The 20,445-nt window shown below is 49.8% G+C and carries 18 protein-coding genes and 1 pseudogene; 9 read left to right on the top strand and 10 right to left on the bottom strand.

What is annotated here, in order from left to right; translation table 11 throughout:
- Nucleotides 1-68: 68 nt before the first annotated feature.
- From mmsB to OLMES_RS23820, 5 genes are all read right to left on the bottom strand, one after another.
- The gene (gene mmsB / locus OLMES_RS23840; protein ID WP_087463547.1) at nt 69-956 is read right to left on the bottom strand and encodes a 3-hydroxyisobutyrate dehydrogenase; all 888 of its coding nucleotides are present in this window, start codon (nt 954-956) and stop codon (nt 69-71) included.
- Nucleotides 957-1,054: 98 nt separating this feature from the next.
- Complete coding sequence (locus tag OLMES_RS23835; RefSeq protein ID WP_087463546.1) at nt 1,055-2,188, bottom strand: enoyl-CoA hydratase/isomerase family protein; 1,134 nt, start codon at nt 2,186-2,188, stop codon at nt 1,055-1,057.
- A 106-nt stretch (nt 2,189-2,294) separates the two neighbouring features.
- Entirely contained in the window at nt 2,295-3,077 is a 783-nt protein-coding gene (locus OLMES_RS23830) for an enoyl-CoA hydratase (protein ID WP_087463545.1), read from the bottom strand.
- Nucleotides 3,078-3,126: 49 nt separating this feature from the next.
- Complete coding sequence (locus OLMES_RS23825; RefSeq protein ID WP_087463544.1) at nt 3,127-4,269, bottom strand: acyl-CoA dehydrogenase family protein; 1,143 nt, start codon at nt 4,267-4,269, stop codon at nt 3,127-3,129.
- Nucleotides 4,270-4,305: 36 nt separating this feature from the next.
- Nucleotides 4,306-5,799: a CoA-acylating methylmalonate-semialdehyde dehydrogenase gene (locus OLMES_RS23820; protein ID WP_087463543.1), complete on the bottom strand. Its 1,494-nt coding sequence runs from the start codon at nt 5,797-5,799 to the stop codon at nt 4,306-4,308.
- A 173-nt stretch (nt 5,800-5,972) separates the two neighbouring features.
- Between OLMES_RS23820 and OLMES_RS23815 the strand changes: the two genes are divergently transcribed.
- The 3 genes from OLMES_RS23815 to OLMES_RS23805 all read left to right on the top strand — a co-directional run bounded on the left by OLMES_RS23815 (nt 5,973) and on the right by OLMES_RS23805 (nt 11,295).
- Nucleotides 5,973-6,854 (top strand): AraC family transcriptional regulator, encoded by an 882-nt coding sequence (locus OLMES_RS23815; RefSeq protein ID WP_087463542.1) that lies wholly within the window; start codon nt 5,973-5,975, stop codon nt 6,852-6,854.
- A 31-nt stretch (nt 6,855-6,885) separates the two neighbouring features.
- Nucleotides 6,886-7,653, top strand: a complete 768-nt coding sequence (locus tag OLMES_RS23810; protein WP_087463541.1) for an ElyC/SanA/YdcF family protein — start codon at nt 6,886-6,888, stop codon at nt 7,651-7,653.
- A gap of 120 nt (nt 7,654-7,773) precedes the next feature.
- Complete coding sequence (locus OLMES_RS23805; RefSeq protein ID WP_087463540.1) at nt 7,774-11,295, top strand: response regulator; 3,522 nt, start codon at nt 7,774-7,776, stop codon at nt 11,293-11,295.
- 30 nt (nt 11,296-11,325) lie between these two features.
- Here the strand turns inward: OLMES_RS23805 and OLMES_RS23800 are convergent, their stop codons facing one another.
- Nucleotides 11,326-12,057 carry a substrate-binding periplasmic protein gene (locus OLMES_RS23800; protein ID WP_087463539.1) on the bottom strand — a complete coding sequence of 244 codons (732 nt, stop codon included), beginning with the start codon at nt 12,055-12,057 and terminating at the stop codon, nt 11,326-11,328.
- Nucleotides 12,058-12,168: 111 nt separating this feature from the next.
- Nucleotides 12,169-13,149, bottom strand: coding sequence for a ferrochelatase (gene hemH / locus OLMES_RS23795; RefSeq protein WP_232465194.1), 981 nt, complete (start codon nt 13,147-13,149; stop codon nt 12,169-12,171).
- A 15-nt stretch (nt 13,150-13,164) separates the two neighbouring features.
- On the opposite strand from hemH, the gene OLMES_RS23790 reads away from it, so the two are divergent.
- Nucleotides 13,165-13,383: a hypothetical protein gene (locus tag OLMES_RS23790; RefSeq protein WP_087463537.1), complete on the top strand. Its 219-nt coding sequence runs from the start codon at nt 13,165-13,167 to the stop codon at nt 13,381-13,383.
- Nucleotides 13,384-13,411: 28 nt separating this feature from the next.
- Nucleotides 13,412-13,735, top strand: coding sequence for a c-type cytochrome (locus OLMES_RS23785; RefSeq protein ID WP_198343105.1), 324 nt, complete (start codon nt 13,412-13,414; stop codon nt 13,733-13,735).
- Nucleotides 13,736-13,933: 198 nt separating this feature from the next.
- Here the strand turns inward: OLMES_RS23785 and ppnN are convergent, their stop codons facing one another.
- Nucleotides 13,934-15,301: a nucleotide 5'-monophosphate nucleosidase PpnN gene (gene ppnN, locus OLMES_RS23780; RefSeq protein WP_087463536.1), complete on the bottom strand. Its 1,368-nt coding sequence runs from the start codon at nt 15,299-15,301 to the stop codon at nt 13,934-13,936.
- 323 nt (nt 15,302-15,624) lie between these two features.
- Between ppnN and thiI the strand changes: the two genes are divergently transcribed.
- Nucleotides 15,625-17,088 (top strand): tRNA uracil 4-sulfurtransferase ThiI, encoded by a 1,464-nt coding sequence (gene thiI, locus OLMES_RS23775; RefSeq protein ID WP_087463535.1) that lies wholly within the window; start codon nt 15,625-15,627, stop codon nt 17,086-17,088.
- A 49-nt stretch (nt 17,089-17,137) separates the two neighbouring features.
- Here the strand turns inward: thiI and OLMES_RS29090 are convergent, their stop codons facing one another.
- Both OLMES_RS29090 and OLMES_RS29085 read right to left on the bottom strand, forming a co-directional pair.
- Nucleotides 17,138-17,512 carry a CZB domain-containing protein gene (locus OLMES_RS29090; protein ID WP_408635166.1) on the bottom strand — a complete coding sequence of 125 codons (375 nt, stop codon included), beginning with the start codon at nt 17,510-17,512 and terminating at the stop codon, nt 17,138-17,140.
- Between the two features lie 33 nt (nt 17,513-17,545).
- A pseudogene (locus tag OLMES_RS29085) lies at nt 17,546-17,986 on the bottom strand (methyl-accepting chemotaxis protein); the annotation flags it as partial.
- Between the two features lie 389 nt (nt 17,987-18,375).
- Here OLMES_RS29085 and OLMES_RS23765 point away from each other — a divergent pair.
- The 3 genes from OLMES_RS23765 (at nt 18,376) to OLMES_RS23755 (ending at nt 20,388) form a co-directional block, all read left to right on the top strand.
- Nucleotides 18,376-18,882 carry a CBS domain-containing protein gene (locus OLMES_RS23765; RefSeq protein ID WP_198343104.1) on the top strand — a complete coding sequence of 169 codons (507 nt, stop codon included), beginning with the start codon at nt 18,376-18,378 and terminating at the stop codon, nt 18,880-18,882.
- A gap of 147 nt (nt 18,883-19,029) precedes the next feature.
- Nucleotides 19,030-19,782, top strand: a complete 753-nt coding sequence (locus tag OLMES_RS23760; protein WP_232465193.1) for a glutamine amidotransferase-related protein — start codon at nt 19,030-19,032, stop codon at nt 19,780-19,782.
- 123 nt (nt 19,783-19,905) lie between these two features.
- Nucleotides 19,906-20,388 (top strand): GNAT family N-acetyltransferase, encoded by a 483-nt coding sequence (locus tag OLMES_RS23755; RefSeq protein WP_157678509.1) that lies wholly within the window; start codon nt 19,906-19,908, stop codon nt 20,386-20,388.
- Nucleotides 20,389-20,445: the final 57 nt, after the last annotated feature.

The raw sequence follows: 20,445 nt of genomic DNA, 5'->3' as shown, positions 1-20,445 counted from the left end.
GACTACAGGCCATCAAAACATGCCTTACGCGGGCTGGATATTTGGATGGCCTGTCTCTGAGCTACGGACTACTCGCCGGAAAACAGTTTCTGGATGCTGGAAAAGTCAAGTTGGCCATGGCCATGCTGGCTGTGCATTGCATACAGGCTGCGTGCCAGAGTGCCCATCGGCGTGGATGCTTTGACCGATTGAGCTGCCTCCATGGCCAGCCCCAGATCTTTGTGCATCAGGTCAACCAGAAACCCGCCATCGTAACTTTTTGAAGCCGGCACATTTTCCATAACACCGGGATAAGGGTTGTAGACTTCCAGTGACCAGTTTCGGCCGGAGCTGCTGACCATGATGTCCGAGAGTACTTTTGGATCGAGGCCGTTCTCCACCCCCAGATTCAATGCTTCCGCTGTCCCAATCATGTGCACCGCGAGCAGCATGTTATTGCAGATTTTCGCAACCTGTCCGGCGCCATGATCACCGGCATGGAAAATTTTGCTGCCCATTGCTTCCAATATCGGTTTTGCACTGTTAAATTCATCACTGTTGCCGCCAACAATGAAGGTGAGTGTACCGGCTTCGGCACCGGCCACACCGCCGGATACCGGTGCATCCAGCATGTGCAGGCCTTTGTCCGCAGCGGCTTTACTCACCCGGCGGGCGCAGTCCGGCGCAATGGTGCTGCAATCGATAATCAACGGTTTGCCAGTGATTGATGCCAGTAGGCCATCCGGCCCTGAATAGAGGCTTTCGACGTGGGGGCTTGAGGGTAACATGCTGATAATAACATCAACATTTTGAATGGCATCTGTTGCGGAAATGGCCACATGCGCCCCTAGCGCTTTAAGCTCCTGCAGTGGTTCAGGGTTAAGATCAAAGACGTTAAGTTGATATTGATTTTTCACCAGGTTTTTGGCCATTGGCAGTCCCATGTGGCCTAAACCGATAAACCCGATTTTTTTCATGATCCTCTTCCTCTGCCCGGTCATTCCCAGGCATATCATCGTTGTTTTTATTCCGCGCAGTCGTATTAATGCTGTATTTGAGTCGAGTTTTTGTCGAGCTAACCGAGACCCAGTTGTGCTAATGGATGTTCGCTTTCCGGCCAGAGGCTTTGAAAGTGGCTGTTGATGTAGGCTTCGGGTATCGCATCCAGTGTGTTGTACTTCCACTTGGGATTACGGTCTTTATCAATCAATAAGGCCCGAACGCCTTCCTGAAATTCACCATTGACAATACAGTGCATAGCCATATTCAATTCAGTTTTGAATACGGCATCTAGGGCCAGGTCGGCACCTCTGTGCAGCTGTGCATAAACTAAATGCGCCGTTGTTGGGCAACCCCGTTGGAGCGTTTTCGCGCCCCGAGCCAGCCAGTCATCACGTTCACCGAGTTTGATGATGGCCGCAACAATTTGCTCCAGGTCACCGAGCGCGGTTGCTTCCGTGATCGCACCCAGGTGATCTTTGACCTGACTGGGGGGCATATGCCCGGTCTTCGAGTAACCTTGAAGAAAGTCTTCCAGGACTTGATGTCGCTCATCATCAACTGAGGGCCAGGTCAGGTTGCCTAACTTTTCGATGAGTTCCCCATAGCCATCAGCCTGACAAGCGAATCGGGCAAGCCCGGTGAACAGTGCATCAGAACCGTTCAGACTGTTTCCGGTCAGACCTAGGTAGAGACCGCAACCTTCCGGCATGCGATTCAAAAACCAGGTACCGCCAACATCCGGGAATAAGCCTATCGTGATTTCTGGCATGGCCAGGCGCGTGGTTTCCGTTGCGATGCTATAGCGGCATGCGGCTTGCAGTCCGAGTCCTCCGCCCATGACAATTCCACTGCCCCAGCAGATAATGGGTTTCGAGTAGCGGTGAATTCGGTAGTCCAGTTGATATTCTTCGCTAAAGAAGGCTTGCGCTTCGGCCACGGGCTGGCCTGGATTGGCAACCATGGCGTGATATAAGCTGACAACATCCCCGCCCGCGCAGAATGCTTTTTCTCCCGCGCCGCGCAAAATAACACAGCAAACCTCGGATTGTTTCTCCCACGTCATCAGCTGGGTGTCCAATAGGCGAATCATGTCGAGATTCAGCGCATTTAATGCGCCCGGAGCATTGAGCGTCAGCTCGCCAATCGTTTGATTGTTACCCGTTTTGATCTCGCGAATGATTACCGGGCTATCTGCTTTTGTCGTCATATAAATTCCGAATATTTCCGTGTTCAGTTGAAGGCTGTAGGTATACACGTTCGCAGTTTATTGAGGCCGCCATCAGTACGACGGCGATCTGCAACACGAATCGGGATCAGGCGTTTTTCCACTCGGCTTTCCGTTTTTCCAGGAACGCGTTTACACCTTCTTTTTGGTCTTCAGTGTCAAATAAGTCGACGAAGTATTCCCGTTCAACCGGTAATGCCTGTTGCATTGGATTTGTCCGAGCCGACATGATCAGCTTTTTACAGGCACTGACACTCGATGGACTTTGTTTGGCTACTTTCTCGGCCAGTGCCAATGCGCTGGGTAAGGCTTCACCCGTGGCCACGCATTCTTCAACCAGACCAATTTTTTCGGCTTTTTCAGCACTGATACGTTCACCACACAGGATCATTCGTTTCGCCCAGCCTTCACCCACCAGCCAGGGTAGATTCTGAGTACCACCGGCGCAGGGCAAGAGGCCTACAGTGGCTTCAGGCAACGCGAGTTGGGCCTGGGTCTCGGCGATCCGGATATCGCACGCCAAGGCACATTCCAAACCCCCGCCCATGGCATAACCATTGATTGCGGCAATGGATACGCCCCGAAATTGGGAAAGCGTTTCAAACGCCCGGCCAAATACGCGAGCCATTTTTCGAGCCCGGGCTTTGTCACCGTCCGCAAACAGATTCAAGTCTGCTCCGGCCGAGAAAAACCTGTCACCGGAACCGGTGATAACCAGAGCATAAATCTCCCGGTTTTCGTTGAGGGATTGCACCGTTTTTTCAAGCAGGGTCAAGCTTTCTTCATCCCAGGTATTTGCCGGGGGATTCTGAATACGCAGCAGGGCGGTGTGGCCCAAAATCTCCAAGCCCAGTTTTGCGTTGTCTGTCATATCAAGTCCTCTATACGGGCCAGCCCCAAGGGGGCTGTATTGGTTCAGTTCAGGGGGTCTGCAACAAGTTTCTGGCGATAATGACTCGCATGATCTCATTCGTTCCTTCCAGAATCTGGTGTACGCGAGTATCCCGGACATACCGCTCCAGCGGGAAATCATTCAAGTAGCCATAGCCGCCATGGATTTGCAGTGCTTCGTTGCAAATTTCGAATCCGGCATCGGTTGCAAACCGCTTTGCCATTGCACAATGAAGGGTAGCATCCGGGCGCTTGGCATCCAGTTTTGTGGCGGCCAGGTGCACCATCTGGCGGGCAGCCGTCAGTTGGGTTGCCATGTCCGCGAGTTTGAATTGCAATGCTTGAAACGCACTGAGGGGTTTCCCAAACTGGTTGCGTTGTTGCAGATAGGTAGTGGCATGCTCCAGCGCTGCTCGAGCCGTGCCCAAGGAGCAGGTGGCAATGTTAATTCTACCGCCGTCCAGGCCCTGCATTGCAATTTTGAATCCGGCGCCTTCTGAGCCGATCATATACCTGGCAGGAATGCGTACGTCTTCAAAATTAATGGCACGGGTGGGCTGACAATTCCAGCCCATCTTTAACTCTTTTTTCCCGTAGCTGATGCCTTTACTGTCAGCGGGCACCAAAAAGCTGGAAATCCCCTTGGCACCCGGCGCACCGGTTCTGGCCATGACCACCAGAACCTGGGTAGATCCGGCTCCGGAGATAAACATTTTACTGCCGTTGAGCACAAAATCATCACCGGAGCGTTGTGCGCTTGTTGTCAGGGAAGCCGCGTCGGAGCCGGCTCCGGGTTCAGTCAGACAATACGATGCCAGCAGTTCTCCACGGGTCAAACCCGGACACCATTGCTGGCTCAATTCATCGGAACCGAACTGGGCGATCATCCAGGTCGCCATGTTGTGAATGGTCATGAATGCCGTGGTCGATGTACAGCCGCGAGCGAGTTCTTCAAAGATCAGACTGCTATCGAGCCGGCTAAGGCCGAGACCATTTTTTTCCTCCGGGATATACAAACCCAGAAATCCAAGCGCCGCTGCTTGTTTGAGTGTAGCGAGCGGAAATTCATCCTGACGATCCCAATAGGCTGCGTTAGGCATCAGTTCTTTCTCGGCAAAGGCTCTGGCAGATGCCCGATAAGCCTGCTGATCTTCGTTTAGCTCAAAATCCATACAATACCTGTGAGTGCTAGTGCCGTTGATCTGTGCTTATTTCAACTGGATTGTCATGTTCGGGCCGCTGACCGCATCGTTATCAAACCAGCGCGCAGTAATGGTTTTGGTCTCAGTGTAGAAGCGTACAGCCTGTTTACCATAGGCATGCTGGTCGCCATAAAATGAGTTCTTCCAACCCGTGAATGAGAAAAACGGGAGCGGCACTGGAATGGGCACGTTAATACCAACCTGACCCACCTCAATATGGTGCTGGAAGTAGCGGGCGGCACCACCGGATGCAGTAAAGATGGACGTTCCATTGCCGAATGGGTTGTTATTAATCAGTTCGATTGCTGCTTCCAGAGTATCGACCTGAACCAGAAGCAGTACTGGGCCAAAGATTTCTTCCTGGTACACACGCATGTCCGGCGTGACATTGCCGAACAATGTTGGCCCGACCCAGTTGCCTTCAGGATAGTCCGTGTGAGTGTAACTGGAACCATCCAGTAAACACTGAGCGCCCTGATCTTTGCCCGATTGAATGAGCTCCAGCACCCGCTCTTTTGCTGCTGGACTGATCAACGGACCAAATCCGGCCGCTTCATCGTTCCAGAGTCCAGGTTTAACCTGTTCAAGGTTGGCTTTAATATCATCAATCCATTCACCGGCTTCACCTACCAGTACGCCCACACTGATTGCCATACAGCGTTGGCCGGCGGCACCCACGGAGGCCCCCGTCAGGTGGCTGATGACTTGTTGTTTATTGGCATCCGGCATCACGACCATGTGATTTTTTGCACCGGTCATGCATTGTACCCGTTTCAAATGATCGGTGCCGGTACGATAGATATGTTGTCCCACATGGGCTGAGCCAACAAATGAAATCGCGCGCACGTCAGGATGAGTCAGTAGCTGGTCAACCTGTTCCTTGCCACCGTGTACCACTTGTAAGACATCTTTTGGAAATCCGGCTTCCAGAAAGAGTTCTGCCAAACGGGTGGGGGTCATGGGGTCTTGCTCGGAGGGTTTCAGCACAAAGGTATTGCCGCAAGCAATGGCCAGTGGGAACATCCAGAGCGGGATCATTGCCGGGAAATTGAACGGGGTAATACCGACACAGACGCCTAGAGGCTGGGTCAGGCTGTAGGTGTCGATATCCCGGGCGACGTTCTCTACAGTCTCGCCCATCATGAGTGTCGCGATGCCACAGGCATGTTCTGCGACTTCGATACCGCGCCAGACGTCACCTTTGGCATCAGCAAAAGTCTTTCCGGTCTCCTGACTCAATATTTCCGCCAGTTCATCATGATGTTCCTTGAGCAAGTGTTGGTAGCGCAGCATCAGCCGTGCCCGCTCCGGGGCTGGCACTTCTTTCCAGGTTGCAAATCTGGCCTTGGCGCTCTGGACTGCAGCCTGTACTTCGTCTGTAGTGCTCATCGGCACGCGCGCAAGTATGCCTTGTGTGGCCGGATTGGTGACATCCAGATAGTTCTCGGTGCGGCTCTCACAGAACTCGCCATTGATCAAATTCGGGACTTTGGTGTGCATAGGGTGACCTCATCTGAGTATCGGAATCTGCGAGGGCTTAGGCCCTGGTGTTCGCAGGTTTTTGTCATTATGGCTTTATTAAAGCATATACTATTCCCGGACTGGATTGACTAAATTGGTGAAAGGATGGACTATCTTGTTATTGTGCCGGTCCGAGAGAAACCTGAGAAATAATGTCTTCCCCATCCAATTGGCCCCTGTCGAATGATGCGATCCGCTTTGTTGTTCCAGACGTGGTTTTGAATCATTTATCACAAAACCCGCTAAGCCAGGGTGTTTATCCTTTGGCACTTGGCTATTACCCCGTGGCGAAAGGTCATGCCATGGAGCGGGTTCAACATGATGATAACCTGCTGATTTATTGTGTTGATGGCTCAGGGCAGGTGGTGACCGCCGATAAATCATGTGCAATAGACAAGGGCGACGTAACCTTGCTTTCGAAAGGTATGACCCATGCCTATCGCGCGGATCTGGACAAACCCTGGTCCATTTTTTGGGTTCACTTTACCGGGCAAGATGCTGATGCATTTGTCTCCAGTATTCTGCGGAGCCCGGAGCAGCCGGTGGTTGCCACTGGCGTCCAGTCGGGTCTGATCAATGACCTTGAGCGGCTTTTACTGGTGCGGCAAACCGGATATAACCTGAAAGTGTTTGTGCATGCGGCGAATTTGTTGCGGCAAATTCTCAGTTTTATCGCGCTTCAGTCTTCGAAAACATCTCAAGGAGATGAAAGTCCGCTGGATCTCGATGCAATTCATAGCTACATGTTACGCCATATCCACGGTCGTATTGAATTGGCCCAGCTTGCCCGGGAGTGCCATCTTTCAAAATACTATTTTGCAAAACGCTACAAAGCAATGACGGGCCATGCTCCCATTCAGCAGTTTATACATTACAAAATGGAGTATGCCTGTAATCTGTTGGACGTAACATCACGGGAAATTAATCAAATAGCGGCAGATTTGGGCTACGAAGATGCTTACTACTTTTCCCGCCTGTTCAAGAAAGTAGTGGGCATGTCCCCTCTGGATTATCGTCGGCTTAAATACCGGTAAAGCGGTTCTGTTTACTCATAAAGGTAGTTCCATGGAATTGGTTTTTCTGTTTAAAAAGGTGGTTGGTTCGGCGCTTATGCCCATGCCGGCGGCGCTGATTTTACTGTTGCTGGCGGGGTTGATGCGTCGGTTCTCTTTTCGACGATGTTCACTCGGCCTGACGGTTCTGGCGGGCGTGCAATTGTTTCTGTTCTCCTGGCCTCCCGTGTCGGGTTTTTTGATGATGCCCCTGGAAAACAGCTATCCAGCCTATCGGGAACAACCCGTGGACTATGTCGTGGTCCTGGGCGGTGGTCATCGAGAGGATGAACGGATACCGGTTACGAGTCTGCTCTCCAGTTACTCGACATCTCGTTTACTGGAAGGTATTCGTATTTATCGGCAGAACCCCGGCAGTACCCTGTACCTGTCCGGGTACCAAGGTATGACGGGGCGGATTTCCAATGCCGAAGCCATGCGCAGGCTGGCATTGGCATTAGGTGTGCCGGAGGGTGACATGATTCTGGAATCGCGCCCCAAGGATACGGCCACTGAAGCCGTCTGGGTGAAGGCGCATTTGGGCGCGAACCGCTTCGCCCTGGTTACCTCTGCATCGCATATGCAGCGGGCAGTTGCGCTGTTTCAGGGACAGGGACTGGATCCTGTTCCTGCTCCGACGGATTATCTGGTCAAACGCAATGGCAAAAGTAATCTGTTTGCATTGGTGCCATCCTCGGGGGCGCTTGCGACCTCAGAGCGAGCGCTGCACGAGTATCTCGGCTACGCCTGGGCTTTGATGCGCGGACAGTTGCAACCCTGATTGAGGTTGAAGGATTCTAATCGAGGTTGCTGCGTATAGAAATTGGCCGTTTTTTATTCTGGTCAGCGTGATGGGTCTTGACTAAGCTTAGCGATATTCGCGACTGTTCAGGTTTAGACCATGGAAAAGCTCGAGTTCCCGTTGAGTCAATTGCTCGGTGTTCTGGCTGGCGTTCTGGCTGCCACACTGGGGGGCTTGGTTGTGGTTGGCTTTTTTGGCTTGTCCCTTGGCGTTCTGCCGCTTAATCCAGGTAACTTCCCGTTGAGTTTCAATACCGCGTTACTCCTCCTGTGCTGCGGCTTAGGGGTTGTCGGACAGGCTTTCCGGGCGCAGCAAATCAGTTTGATCACCGGTTCCATCGCACTTGTACTGTCTTCTCTCACACTCTTGGAGCATCTGCCCTGGATCGATCTGGGTATCGATTCAATACTTTTTGAGCTCGCTCCCCAGGAAACGAATCCGGTTACAGCGCAAATGGCGCTGCCGAGCATCCTTTGTTTTCTGTTTACCGGGATAGTGCTGCTTTCCCGTGAATCCTGGATCAGGGGCTGGGTTGCAGTACCCTATCGTGACATCATGATCAAATCCATTGGTGGTGTGGTAATCGCCGGTGCGTTCGTGTCCTTTGTTTTTGCGTTGGGCAAAGGCGCCCTGGGCTCCGGAGATGCGAGCCTGGTTCCCATGACCATGTATAACGCGCTCGGACAGCTGCTATTGGGCATTGGGATTCTTACGCTCAACCGGTTTGATAATTCCGAGATGTCCCGTTTCCCGAAAGTCACTGTTTTTACCGCCATTATCAGTGCTAGCCTGGTGGTTGTGTTTTGGTATGGGCTTAAAGAGCAGGAGAGCCAGCAAATCAAGCGCGAACTGGCTCTGAACCTTGATCATGTGAAACATGAGTTTGAGCGCCAGATCGCGGCCCAGCTACGGGCATTGCGGAGAATGGCCGATCGCTGGGATACCAGAGGTGGAACGCCGTTTCTGGAATGGCAGAGGGATGCCCAAGCTTATGTTGAGGACATACCCGGGATCATTGCGGTAGAGTGGGTGGATGCGGGTTACTTCGTTCGGTGGGTAACCCCGTACACTGGAAATGAGAATGTGCAGGGGATGTATCTCGGCTTTGAGCCCCGGCGAAGAGAGGCCTTGCTAAAGGCTCAGTCCAATAATGAACTGACCATTTCTCATACTATCGAGTTGGCTCAGGGGGGAACCGGATTTCTCGTTTACTTACCGCTTTTCAGCACATCCGTCGGTCAATCGCCGGATCGGTTTGATGGCTTTATGTTGGCGGTCTATGGAATAGCGGGCTTGTTGGATCCCATAACACGGGACGTTTTGGACGACGGTTACATTATCGAAGTTTCGGATCGTGATGAGGTTGTTTTTGGCGGAGGGCAAGGGTTGGCGGAGTATTGGTCTGCGCCTGTGGAGTTGGCACTCAACAATCTGGTTTGGAACGCCAGGGTTACGTTGACTGAACGGAAGCTGGAGGCGACCTGGTCTCACCTGTCCAGTATTGTGCTTGTGATTGGATTTTTTATCAGTGCATTACTTTCAATTTCATACCACTATTTCTCGGTTTCCAGGCGGCAGTCCCAGCATTTGGTGCAGGAGATATCGAGCCGGGAAGCATTTGAAGAGAGCTTATTGCTCACCAAAGAGCGTCTGGAATTGGCGGCAGAGGTTTCCAATCTGGGGATTTGGGAATGGGATTTGAACTCGGGGGAGTTGCAATGGAATGACAATATGTACGCGATTTATGAGCCACCACCCGAGTTAATTGAAAAAAAGCTGCTTTACTCGTTTTGGCGTTCCAGGCTGCACCCTGCGGATTCAGCACGGGCTGAGCGAGAATTGGCTCTGTCGATACAACGACACGAAAGTTGGTCGAGTGAGTTTCGTTTACTAATGGATGACCGGCGGGTCAAATTTGTCCGGGCGACAGGGGCGTTGAAATACGACAATGAGGGTAATATCGTCAAATTGGTCGGCGGAAATCTTGATATTACCGCACAACGAATGCTGGAAAATCGCTTACGGGAATTAAAGGACGAAGCGGATGCCGCAAATCAGTCAAAAAGCGAATTCCTGGCGAATATGAGCCATGAAATTCGAACCCCGATGAATGGCATTCTTGGTGTTGCCGAGCTACTGGGGCGGTCTTCGCTTTCCAGCCAGCAGCAGGATTATCTGGCGATGATTCAAAGTTCTGCCAAGTCGTTACTCAGTATACTCAACGATATTCTGGATTTGTCGAAAATTGAAGCCGGTAAGCTGGAACTGGAGGTTCAAGAGTTCGATATTGCGGAAGTCGTGGGGAATTCCGTAAAAAGTTTTGCCATGATTGCCCATAAAAAGAATATCCACTTGGCGATATTCGTGAGTGATACTGTGCCGCCCAACTTGATGGGGGATGTTGTTCGTCTCAATCAGATTTTGTTAAATCTTGTTGGTAATGCCATCAAATTTACCGAGCGTGGGGAGGTGGCGGTTTCCGTTGAGCGCACGGGGCATGAGCAGTATGCCATCACCGTTTCAGATACCGGGATCGGGATCGCGCCAGACAAACAGGCGTTGATCTTTAGTGCATTTTCGCAGGCAGATAACAGTACCACGCGGAAATACGGTGGAACCGGGCTCGGTCTGACGATTGTAGCGCAACTGGTGAAGCTCATGGGGGGAGATGTAACCGTGGTAAGCGACCTTGGTGAGGGGGCAACGTTCCGGTTAAGTTTACCGTTTGAGGCCGCTCATCATGATTGGGTCAGGGCGCCTTCCGCATTGACTGGTTTGCGCGTGCTGTTGTTGAGTCGATACGAGCTGGATTGTCGCTGGCTGAAAACGTTGGCTGAAACCTGGGGCTGTCTGGTGACGTTGAGCCAGACGAATACGGTTGTCGGGTTGGAGAATGAATACTTGCTTTCTGAACTGGATAGCTCTGACGTATTTGTCCTGGATATGGATACCATCGAAACCGATGTTATCTCTTTTTTACAGACACTCGCGACACGCTGTTCGGTGATTGTAATGGCATCCTCCAATTTGCGTTTACCGAATGAAAATGAGTTGACTCAGTTCGGTGTACAGCGTTCGATTATTAAACCGGTAAAAGCCTCAGAGTTCCAAAGTGCTCTTGTAGAGAGTGTGAAGGCAGAGACTGTGAAGACTTATCAGGTCGCGGGAGAATCTGGAGCGGGAAGCACTGTTGTTGGCACTGATACTTCTGATCTTGTCGCTCCCATGCGGATTCTGGTTGTAGAAGATAACTTTGTAAATCAATGTCTTGTGGAAGATCTTCTAGAGGCAGAAGGACACTCCGTGGTATTGGCAAGCAATGGTGAAGATGCCGTACAAAGTTTTCAGAGTGCGGAATTTGATCTGATTTTAATGGACATGCAAATGCCGGTAATGGATGGTGTGGAAGCGACCCGAACGATTCGGGCTTTGGGTACACCTTTGGCGAGCAGCATTCCTATTGTGGCGTTAACGGCAAATGCGTTTGTGAGTGACCGGGAACGCTGTCTGGACGCTGGAATGAATGATTTCCTCACCAAACCGATAGAAGCCGATAATCTCATTGAGACCATCAACCGATTTGCGCCGGTGGAGCAGAGTGCGAAGCGGCACCCAATGTGAATGTCTGGTTACTTTCATTTGTCCAGCCAGTCAAAGGTCTAGCTCATATTTCTTGCGCAGATCTGCCACCCACTGAGCTTCAGCCTTCAGAAAGGCATTAAACTCCAAAATCACATCTTGATGTTTCAATGTAGCTACAGAGTAGTGATCCTGTGAATAGGGGAGGGCGGGATCAAAAACAACGGTATTCTCTTTGAATCCGGGAGTGTGTCTGAGAAAATAGCGGGCGACCAGAATATTGAAAAAGACGCCATCGACACGGCCGGTATCAGCCAACTGCATGACCTGGGAGAGCTTGGTGGTTTCCTGCAATTTGATGACGTTGTTTTTAAAGTCATCAGCATAAGCCCAGGGAGTAAAACCTCGAATGACCCCCAGGCGTTTCAGATTTTCTTTGCCTTTACCGATATGATCCGGTTTAACCAGAGTGCCGTCGATGTACTCAAGTGCGGAGTCACTGTAATGAACGGTGATGCCCTTTCTCAAGTCCTTAGACCAATATGGGTTGTCCGGGAATTTCAAATCCAGAGAGCCTCCCAGAAAGTCACTATACAGGCGTTTTAACGGGAGAGGGACATAGTTCAATTTGTGACCGGATTTAGCAGAAAATTGATCCAGTAGTTCCCGTCCGTAGCCCTGATAGGAACCGGATTCCATTGAGTAGATGGGCTTGTAGTCGATGTTTTCGACACCCACCGTTAATTCTTTCGCACCCAAAGAATGACAGATTATCAACGGCAGTAGCATTAACCATCGTGACATGTGGCCTCTCCTATTTGAGCAAAAATTGTTTTAACTAAAGTTGGTTACTCAGTTTGGGAGAGGAATGACGTATTGTCCAGATTTTGAGCTGAAAGAACAATTTCCAGCCCGCTAGCCCAAGTAATCCTGAACAAGCTGCTCCATCATATCAATGTGTTTTGCGTTCGCGTTCAGGGCCGGGATGTAGTGGAAATTCTGACCCCCGGCTTCAGTGAAGTACTCCCGGTTTTCTTCATCGATTTCTTCCAGTGTTTCGAGACAGTCTGCTGAAAAACCGGGACAGATTACATCCAGCCCGCTCAAGTTTTCTTTACCCAGCTTCTTCATGGTTTCATCGGTGTAAGGCTGTAACCACTCGGCACGACCAACACGGGACTGAAAACTCATGGACCACTGTGTGTCGCTCAGATTCAATGCCTCAGCAAGTAGTCGGGATGTGGTCTGGCAATGCTCCAGGTAAGGATCCCCTTTTTCTACGTAGGCTTTTGGAATGCCGTGATAGGACATCAGTAGATGGTTCTGCTGCCCCTGTGTTTGCCAATGGTTGCGGACACTGTCTGCCAGTGCTTCAATATAAGCGGGGTGGTCGTGATAATCCTTGATGAACGTGATACCCGGAAGGTGTCGAGTTTTCATCAGCTTTTTGGCGACGACATCGAAGGCGGCACCGGAGGTTGATCCTGAATATTGTGGATAAAGCGGTAATATCAGCACATGTTCGGTTCCATTCTCCATGAGTCTGGATAGAACGGTTTCGACTCCGGGGTGGCCGTAAGTCATGGCATAGCATACTTCAGGATATTCACTCGAATAACCTTGCAGGCGGGCTTTGAGGGCTTCCGTTTGTTGAATGGTCAATGCTCGAAGGGGGGAATCGCCATCCTTCCAGAGCTTGCTATAAGGTTCGACAAGTTTTCGTGGCCGAAAGACCAGAATGACCAGATTTAAAACCAACCACCAGACAATACGGGGCGCTTCAACCACCCGAGGATCTCCCAGAAACGCTTTTAAATAGCGGCGAATGGCTCCAGATTCGGGGGCATCTGGGGTGCCGAGGTTTAACAGTACAACAGCTGATTTACGGTTTTTCAAAGGCATAGTCGAGTAGTGGAAAAAGTAAATTGGGAGCGTGGTTTTCAAGGTATTCAGGCAAATCAAAATACGCTGTTTGCCGGGTTTGGTAATATTTTAATTTATCTGGATCAAACTTCAGATGTCGCAGTCATGATAGTATTGCCTACACTGATAGGCAAACGTTTTTGGATTCCGGAAACTTGTTACCCGTTGACGCTTATAACTGGTAGCCGGTATCGGGAACCCTTGTAAACCTGTGATACAAAATGAGGAAATTTGAATGAAAGGTATGCAGAAACTAGTTGTGGCAATGGCGGGAGCGTTGGCACTTTCAGCGCCGATGATGTCTGTTGCAGGAGATGCAGCGGCAGGCAAGGCCAAAGCTGCGGTCTGTGCCGCTTGTCATGGCTCTAACGGGAAAGCCCAGATTCCGACTTACCCGAACCTGGCAGGCCAAAACGAACAATATCTGGTTGTGGCGTTGAAAGCCTATCGTGCTAAAGAGCGTTCAGGTGGCCAGGCTGCGATCATGCAAGGTCAGGCAGCTGCACTGAGTGATACCGATATTGCTAATCTGGCGGCCTATTATTCAGGTATGAAATGAATAAGCCATTCCGGGGTCATTCTCGGGGTGTACTCACAGGTGTTTTATCGCGAACAATGTTGCGCCGCTTTGGTGCGGCGTGCACTGTTGGGTGAAAATATCTGAGCCGGAGAAATCCTTCCGATGGCGCAGTTGCGCCATCGAGACTCCGTTGCGATTTTCGAGATTCCGTCGTGTTATTGAGGTTCAATCAAGCGTTCAGTCAACAATCCGGTAACTGGGGACATACTTTTCCCCCGGGAGCTTCATGCGGTTTTCCCGTACGAAAGCATTTAAAAGTTCTTCCAACGGGGCAATAATTTCCTGCTCTCCCCGAATCTCAAATGGTCCATTTTGTTCCACGGCCAATATGCCTTCGGCTTTTACATTACCGGCTACGATCCCTGAGAAGGCACAGCGTAAATTAGATGCTAATAAATAATCCTCCTGATTTCGATGCAGTTGCAGGTTTCGCATATTGTTGTGAGTGGGTTTGAAAGGCTTTTGAAAGATTGGGTCGATATGCAAGAGCCAGTTAAAATAATAGGCATCACTGTGATAACGGCGATATTTTCTAACCTCTTCTATCCCGGCCTTGATTTCTTCCGCGACCCGCCTTGGTTCATCAATGATAATTTTGTAGCGCTGACGCGCAGCATCCCCCAGTGTTTTTGCGATAAATTCGTCAATCATTTGAAAGTACGATTCGTTGCGTTTGGAGCCGGTGAAGATCAGGGGGAAAGGCATATCCTTGTTTGCCGGGTGGAGTAACACCCCCAGGATATACAATATTTCTTCTGCTGTGCCGGCGCCGCCGGGAAAGACAATTATGCCATGCCCCACGCGCACAAAGGCTTCGAGGCGTTTCTCGATATCTGGCATGATAGTCAGTTCATTGACGATAGGATTGGGGCTTTCTGCTGCAATTATCCCGGGTTCGGTAATGCCAATGTACCGACCGCTTATTATGCGCTGTTTGGCGTGGGCGATCGCCGCGCCCTTCATGGGGCCCTTCATCGCGCCAGGACCACAACCGGTGCAGACGTTAAGATCCCTCAAACCCAGTTGGTGGCCCACTTCTTTGGTGTAGTCATATTCAAAACGGCTAATCGAATGGCCTCCCCAGCACACCACAATATCCGGAGTGCGACCGGGTATTAGTATTTCTGCATTGCGCAGAATATGAAAAATAAAGTCAGTAATATCCTCGGAACGTTCGAGATTGAAGTTAGTGCTTTTTTTCAGCACTGTATTGGCATAGACAATGTCGCGCAGTACGGCGAATAAGTGCTCTTTGATGCCCTTGATCATGACATCGTCGACAAAGGCGGATACCGGGGCATTCGAGACTTCCAGCTTGATACCGCGGGGTTGCTGAACCACTTTGATATCAAATTGTGCATGGGCTGCCAGAATTGCTTTGCTATCGTCAGATTCGTTTCCGCAGTTCAAAACAGCAAGTGAACAACGCCGGAACAAACCATACAATCCTCCTTCGCTTTTATCCTTTAAACGATTGACTTCCTTACTCGAGAGGAGAGTAAGACTTCTTTCGGGAGTGATTTTTGCGTTTACACCTGATTCCATAGGCTCTACTTCTTCTGCTTTTTGTTATTCCGGTTCGCGCAATAGGCGCGTACCGCTCAGTGTTAGATGATGCGTTGCCAGTTTATCCTTGTCGATTTGGCGAGGGTGGAAAGGTCTGTGACTGTTTATTAAGCAATGCCCGCGCCATATTTCTGTAACATCATTCCAGCCGGGTACTGTAAACAGGCACTTAGAATTAGCTTTACTCAAGTGTATGTTGGCGTCAAGCATGAGTCCTGCTTTTCCCGACGCCTTGTTATATAATAGCGGGTTAAATTTCTTCCGTATTACAGCAGCTTTAGACAATAGGTCAGGTCTTTTTCATGAAATTCATCATTAAACTGTTCCCCGAAATTACGATTAAAAGCAAACCCGTTAGAAAGCAACTGGTTAACCAGCTCCGGGATAATATGCGTCGGGTTTTAAAACAGGTTAATGAGCATGTCAAAGTCACCGGGCAATGGGATCGAATTGATGTCGACATTGATGCTCCAGGCAGTGCAGATGATCAGGGTACGGCGGCCCGAATAGCTCAAGCATTGCAGTGCATTCCCGGTATTGCCAATTTTATCGAAGTAACTGAACATTCATTCAGCAGTTTTGATGATATTTTCCAATTGACTAAAAACGTTTATGCCGAGACGTTAGCAGGTAAAAGCTTTGTAGTCAGAGTCAAGCGTGCAGGCAAGCATGATTTTAAATCCGGTGATGTGGAGCGCTATGTGGGAGGTGGTCTGTTGCAGCATACTGGCGCCCGGGCGGTCGATCTTCATAATCCCGATTTGACGGTTAATCTGGAAATCCGGGACGACAAGCTTTATATCATTACCCGTCGTTATGAGGGATTAGGTGGTTTTCCACTTGGCAGTCAGGATGCAGTACTATCCCTTATTTCAGGGGGCTTTGATTCCACTGTTTCCAGTTACCTGACCATGCGCAGAGGGCTGAAGACGCATTTTTGTTTCTTCAATCTGGGCGGTTCTGCCCACGAGGTGGGGGTTAAGCAAGTTGCATTGTATTTGTGGGAAAAATATAGCCAGTCCCATCGGGTCAAATTTGTAACGGTGCCGTTCGAGGCTGTGGTCGCTGAAATTCTCCGGTCCGTGCATCACTCTCAAATGGGGGTTGTACTGAAGCGAATGATGATGCGGGCAGCCGCGACGGTTGCCGATGAGATGAAGTTGGTAAGCCTGGTAACCGGTGAAAGTGTTGCCCAGGTATCGAGCCAGACACTGATGAATCTGTCTGTGATTGACTGTGTGACGGACAAGCTGATTCTGCGTCCTCTGGTGACCATGGATAAGCTGGATATTATTCGCTTGTCTGCACAGATCGGTACGGAGGATTTCGCCAAGAATATGCCGGAATATTGTGGTGTGATATCGGATCGTCCCACGACCCGTGCGAAAATGGAACGAATTGTCGAGGAGGAAGGTAACTTCAATTTCGATGTACTGGAACAGGCGATTGCTGAAAAGGCCACGATTAATATCGATGAGGTCATGGACTCCATTGTGATTGCCGGGGATGTCGAGGTGGTATCCACGCCAGCGGTGAATGATGTGATAGTAGATATCCGTCACCCGAACGAAGAAGAAAAATCGCCTTTGGAGCTGACGAACAACGAGATTCTGAAAATCCCGTTTTATGAGCTGGCATCCGGCTCACTTCCATTCGATGCTGACAAACGCTACCTGCTGTTCTGTGAGAAGGGCACAATGAGTCAGCTGCACGCCAGTCATATGAAGCAGGAAGGAAAAGCAAACGTCCTGGTCTACAAGCCATAAAACGATAGAATCCTCAGGGCTGAATACTTGGCCCTGAGGTCTGGACTATTTAAATCGTATGCTTCAGGTCTTCTAGAATACGGATGACCCGATTACTGGCATCTTCCATTTCAGATAGCGCCCGCAGAGCGCCGGCCTGATCTCCGTTTTGGGCTTTTTCCATCGCCAGGTTACCGCACTCGTGTACCTTGCGGTGGGGCTCTTCGAGTTGTTTATATGCACTGCTCTGGGCGTATCTCGCGTGTCCTTCTCCATGGTAGTACCATTGTCCCAGATTACACTCTTTGTGTGAGGTTGCGATCTCCATCGCGGATCCTCCGACTCCCATACAGCACTGATAAACATCATTTTTCCACACAACATGGTCGAGTTTTGTGGCATCCAGAAATGTGTGATTGGCTGAGTTTTCTACAACTTTGCGCATATCTCTGGAAATGTTCACGACTTTATCCATCAAGCTCTCTATTTCTGAGACCGCGGCGCGCTCATCCTCGCTTTGAGCGGCAACCTTTTCCACATTTCGCTCCAGTATATTGCTGCTGGAGACAATTTTATCGACCAGGTTTTCGATTTCACTACTGGCATCTGCCGCTTTTTGAGCGAGAGACCTGACTTCGTCGGCAACGACTGCAAAGCCTCGACCTGCTTCACCAGCCCGCGCTGCTTCGATTGCGGCATTCAGAGCGAGCAGGTTGGTTTGTTCGGAGATACTGTTAATCACATTGACAAAGTTTTTGATTTCCGAACTATGGCTGTTGAGTTCATTGGACACCGTCACACTATCATGTGCATGGGTGGCTATTTCATTTAATTTGGAAACAATTTCATCTGTAATTTCATGGGTCCGGCTGAATAATGTTTCGGTATCGGTTAATTTGTTCTTTTCAGTTAACAACATGTCTGCAGATGTGGCAATTGAGCCTCTGATTTCAGACAGGGCGTTCTGCGACCGCAACCACACGGCCTCGGTGGTATTTTTAGTGTCTTTTTCGGCTTCCAGGGAATCCAGTTCTTTTTGCTTGAGAGCCAGTTCTGCTTCTAAATCCGTGATGCGTGAGCCGAGCGTATTACGCTCCGTTTCCAGTGCTTGAATTTCACTTTTCAGTGCATCATTTTGTTTATTGAAAAACATAGGGGAGACCTTGTTCACTCGTTATCAAGTACTAACAGCATAGACTCTATTTATTAAACTGGTGCGATTCCTGATCGTTTGATATTCGTCAATTCAATCAGGTTGCGCTGGTTTAAAATGAAGCTTCATTGGATAAAGGCAGGGAGAACAAAATAATGATAAGTGTTGATGAAATCATGTCGTCTACAGTCTATACCTTGACCCCGGGAAATTGCGTGCTTGAGGCAAGGTTGTTGATGAATGAAAAACGAATTCGTCATATTCCGATTATAGAAGATGCCCGATTGGTCGGCCTGGTCAGCCAGCGAGATGTATTGGCCGCGTCTGACTCCAGTCTTCATGAGCTTTCCGAACGTTCCCGCTTGCAGCTGGAGCAAGAGCATAAATTGCGCGAAATTATGAGTACAGAGGTTGCGACGATCGATTATCGAGACAGTTTAAAGTCTGCTGCACTGCGCATGCGGAAATATCGATATGGTTGTTTACCTGTCTTGCAGTCTGGTAAATTGGTTGGTATCGTCACAGACACTGACTTTGTAGGCATCGCGGTACACTTGATTGAACAGCTGGAAGAGGCGGACAGTGAAACCTGGGGAGATGATTTTGAATCGGATAATAATTCCCTGCCAGGTACAGAAGCGAATATTGATTCTGTAGTTTGAATTCCAGGTAATAGTTTGAATTCCGGGTGAGAGGTTGAATTCCGGGTAATAGCTTGAATTCCCGGTAAGACGTATCGTGATAAATAACGCCACAAATTTTGGATAGTTTGAACCTGGAAAATTTCTTATCAAAAAATTGGCAGAAGCGTGAAAAAAATCAAAGAGCTTAAGATCTTGCTCTTGCAAATACGAGATCAGGAAAGCGTTCGACGTGAGGAACATGAAAGCTTCTGTCGTTACTCCGGGCTAGAGCCGGAACAGGTGGATGTGCTCAACGTTTTCGAGGAGCCTCATTTTTCCCCCGAACGGGCAGGATCCTATGATGCCGTATTCGTCGGGGGGGCCAGTGAAGCCAATGTCATGCAGCCAGAGCGTTATCCTTTTGTTATGGATTGCCAGCGCTTGCTGGTATTTTCTCTGGAGCGTGATATTCCAGTATTCGCGTCCTGCTTTGGATTCCAGCTTGCAGTATTGGCGCTGGGAGGGGAAATCGTCCACCAGGAGACGGATTTCGAAATGGGTACAATCCCCATTGAAGTCTCGGAAGGTGCGGTGGAAGACCCACTCTTTCGTGATACACCCCAAAACTTCATGGCGGTATCGGTACATCAGCAAAAAGCGACCACGATTCCGGTGTCCTGTGAAATACTGGCCTTTACGTCGGAATGCGTTCATGCATTTCGGGTCAAAGGCAAGCCTTTCTGGGCTTTCCAGTTTCACCCCGAAGTCGATAAACGTGTATTGGTTGAACGATTGACGTTCTATCGGGATAAATACACTGCCAATCGGGATCACTTGAATCAAGTTCTGGCGAAGGCCGTAGAGACGCCGGAATCGAATCGTCTCCTGCACAAGTTTATTCGACGGGTATTGTTAAATGCGACTAATGAAGTCCGTTAGATTGCGCACCGGCATCAGTCAATTCAAGGGAACTTTTTTTTCAAAGCAAACTCAATCACTTCAGTTCTGAAATCGGGCCGTAATGGTTTAACCGGCCAATCTGTTTCAATATTGGAGGTATTTGTGACAATTACGTCGATTGACGAAGGGGATTGGACGGCAATTCTTAAGCTGGAGGCGGATGCCTACAGTGAAATTGAACCCGAGTCTCTTGAGACGCTCCGCAGCCGGTGGCTGGTTTCGCCTGAGTATTGTTTTGTCTATCGTACCGGTGGGGACGTCGCGGCCTACCTTCTGGCCCATCCCTGGCATTCCCTTCACCCTCCGACACTTTTTAAGCCCCTCGCGTTAGACACTCACGGTGATATGCTGTTCATACATGATCTCGTTGTAGCCCGGGAACATGCCGGGAATGGGATTGGTCGATTGATGATAAGGCATCTATTGTGCGAAACGTGCCTTGAGGATTTCAGTAAAATAACACTGGTTGCAGTACAGAGCTCTGCTGCTTTCTGGGCTAAATTTGAATTTGAAACGCTGGAAAATATGCCCTTAAGCGACACCTACGGTGAGAGACCAAAGTTCATGCAAAGATTTATCCGATAGGGCTCTGCTTTTTGCTGCATCGCCTCAAGCGCGTTAACCAACAATCTGGAAACCGTT

It is taken from the genome of Oleiphilus messinensis, from assembly GCF_002162375.1.
Taxonomy (GTDB): Bacteria; Pseudomonadota; Gammaproteobacteria; order Pseudomonadales; family Oleiphilaceae; genus Oleiphilus; species Oleiphilus messinensis.
Note: the sequence above shows the minus strand (reverse complement) of the source record. Positions and strands in the feature narration are given on the sequence as shown.

Excerpts from the sequence above, each read along its gene's own strand:
- mmsB (WP_087463547.1), bottom strand. The coding sequence starts at position 956 with ATGAAAAAAATCGGGTTTATCGGTTTAGGCCACATGGGACTGCCAATG.
- OLMES_RS23835 (WP_087463546.1), bottom strand. The coding sequence starts at position 2,188 with ATGACGACAAAAGCAGATAGCCCGGTAATCATTCGCGAGATCAAAACG.
- OLMES_RS23830 (WP_087463545.1), bottom strand. The coding sequence starts at position 3,077 with ATGACAGACAACGCAAAACTGGGCTTGGAGATTTTGGGCCACACCGCC.
- OLMES_RS23825 (WP_087463544.1), bottom strand. The coding sequence starts at position 4,269 with ATGGATTTTGAGCTAAACGAAGATCAGCAGGCTTATCGGGCATCTGCC.
- OLMES_RS23820 (WP_087463543.1), bottom strand. The coding sequence starts at position 5,799 with ATGCACACCAAAGTCCCGAATTTGATCAATGGCGAGTTCTGTGAGAGC.
- OLMES_RS23815 (WP_087463542.1), top strand. The coding sequence starts at position 5,973 with ATGTCTTCCCCATCCAATTGGCCCCTGTCGAATGATGCGATCCGCTTT.
- OLMES_RS23810 (WP_087463541.1), top strand. The coding sequence starts at position 6,886 with ATGGAATTGGTTTTTCTGTTTAAAAAGGTGGTTGGTTCGGCGCTTATG.
- OLMES_RS23805 (WP_087463540.1), top strand. The coding sequence starts at position 7,774 with ATGGAAAAGCTCGAGTTCCCGTTGAGTCAATTGCTCGGTGTTCTGGCT.
- OLMES_RS23800 (WP_087463539.1), bottom strand. The coding sequence starts at position 12,057 with ATGTCACGATGGTTAATGCTACTGCCGTTGATAATCTGTCATTCTTTG.
- OLMES_RS23785 (WP_198343105.1), top strand. The coding sequence starts at position 13,412 with ATGAAAGGTATGCAGAAACTAGTTGTGGCAATGGCGGGAGCGTTGGCA.
- ppnN (WP_087463536.1), bottom strand. The coding sequence starts at position 15,301 with ATGGAATCAGGTGTAAACGCAAAAATCACTCCCGAAAGAAGTCTTACT.
- thiI (WP_087463535.1), top strand. The coding sequence starts at position 15,625 with ATGAAATTCATCATTAAACTGTTCCCCGAAATTACGATTAAAAGCAAA.
- OLMES_RS29090 (WP_408635166.1), bottom strand. The coding sequence starts at position 17,512 with ATGCGCAAAGTTGTAGAAAACTCAGCCAATCACACATTTCTGGATGCC.
- OLMES_RS23765 (WP_198343104.1), top strand. The coding sequence starts at position 18,376 with ATGATAAGTGTTGATGAAATCATGTCGTCTACAGTCTATACCTTGACC.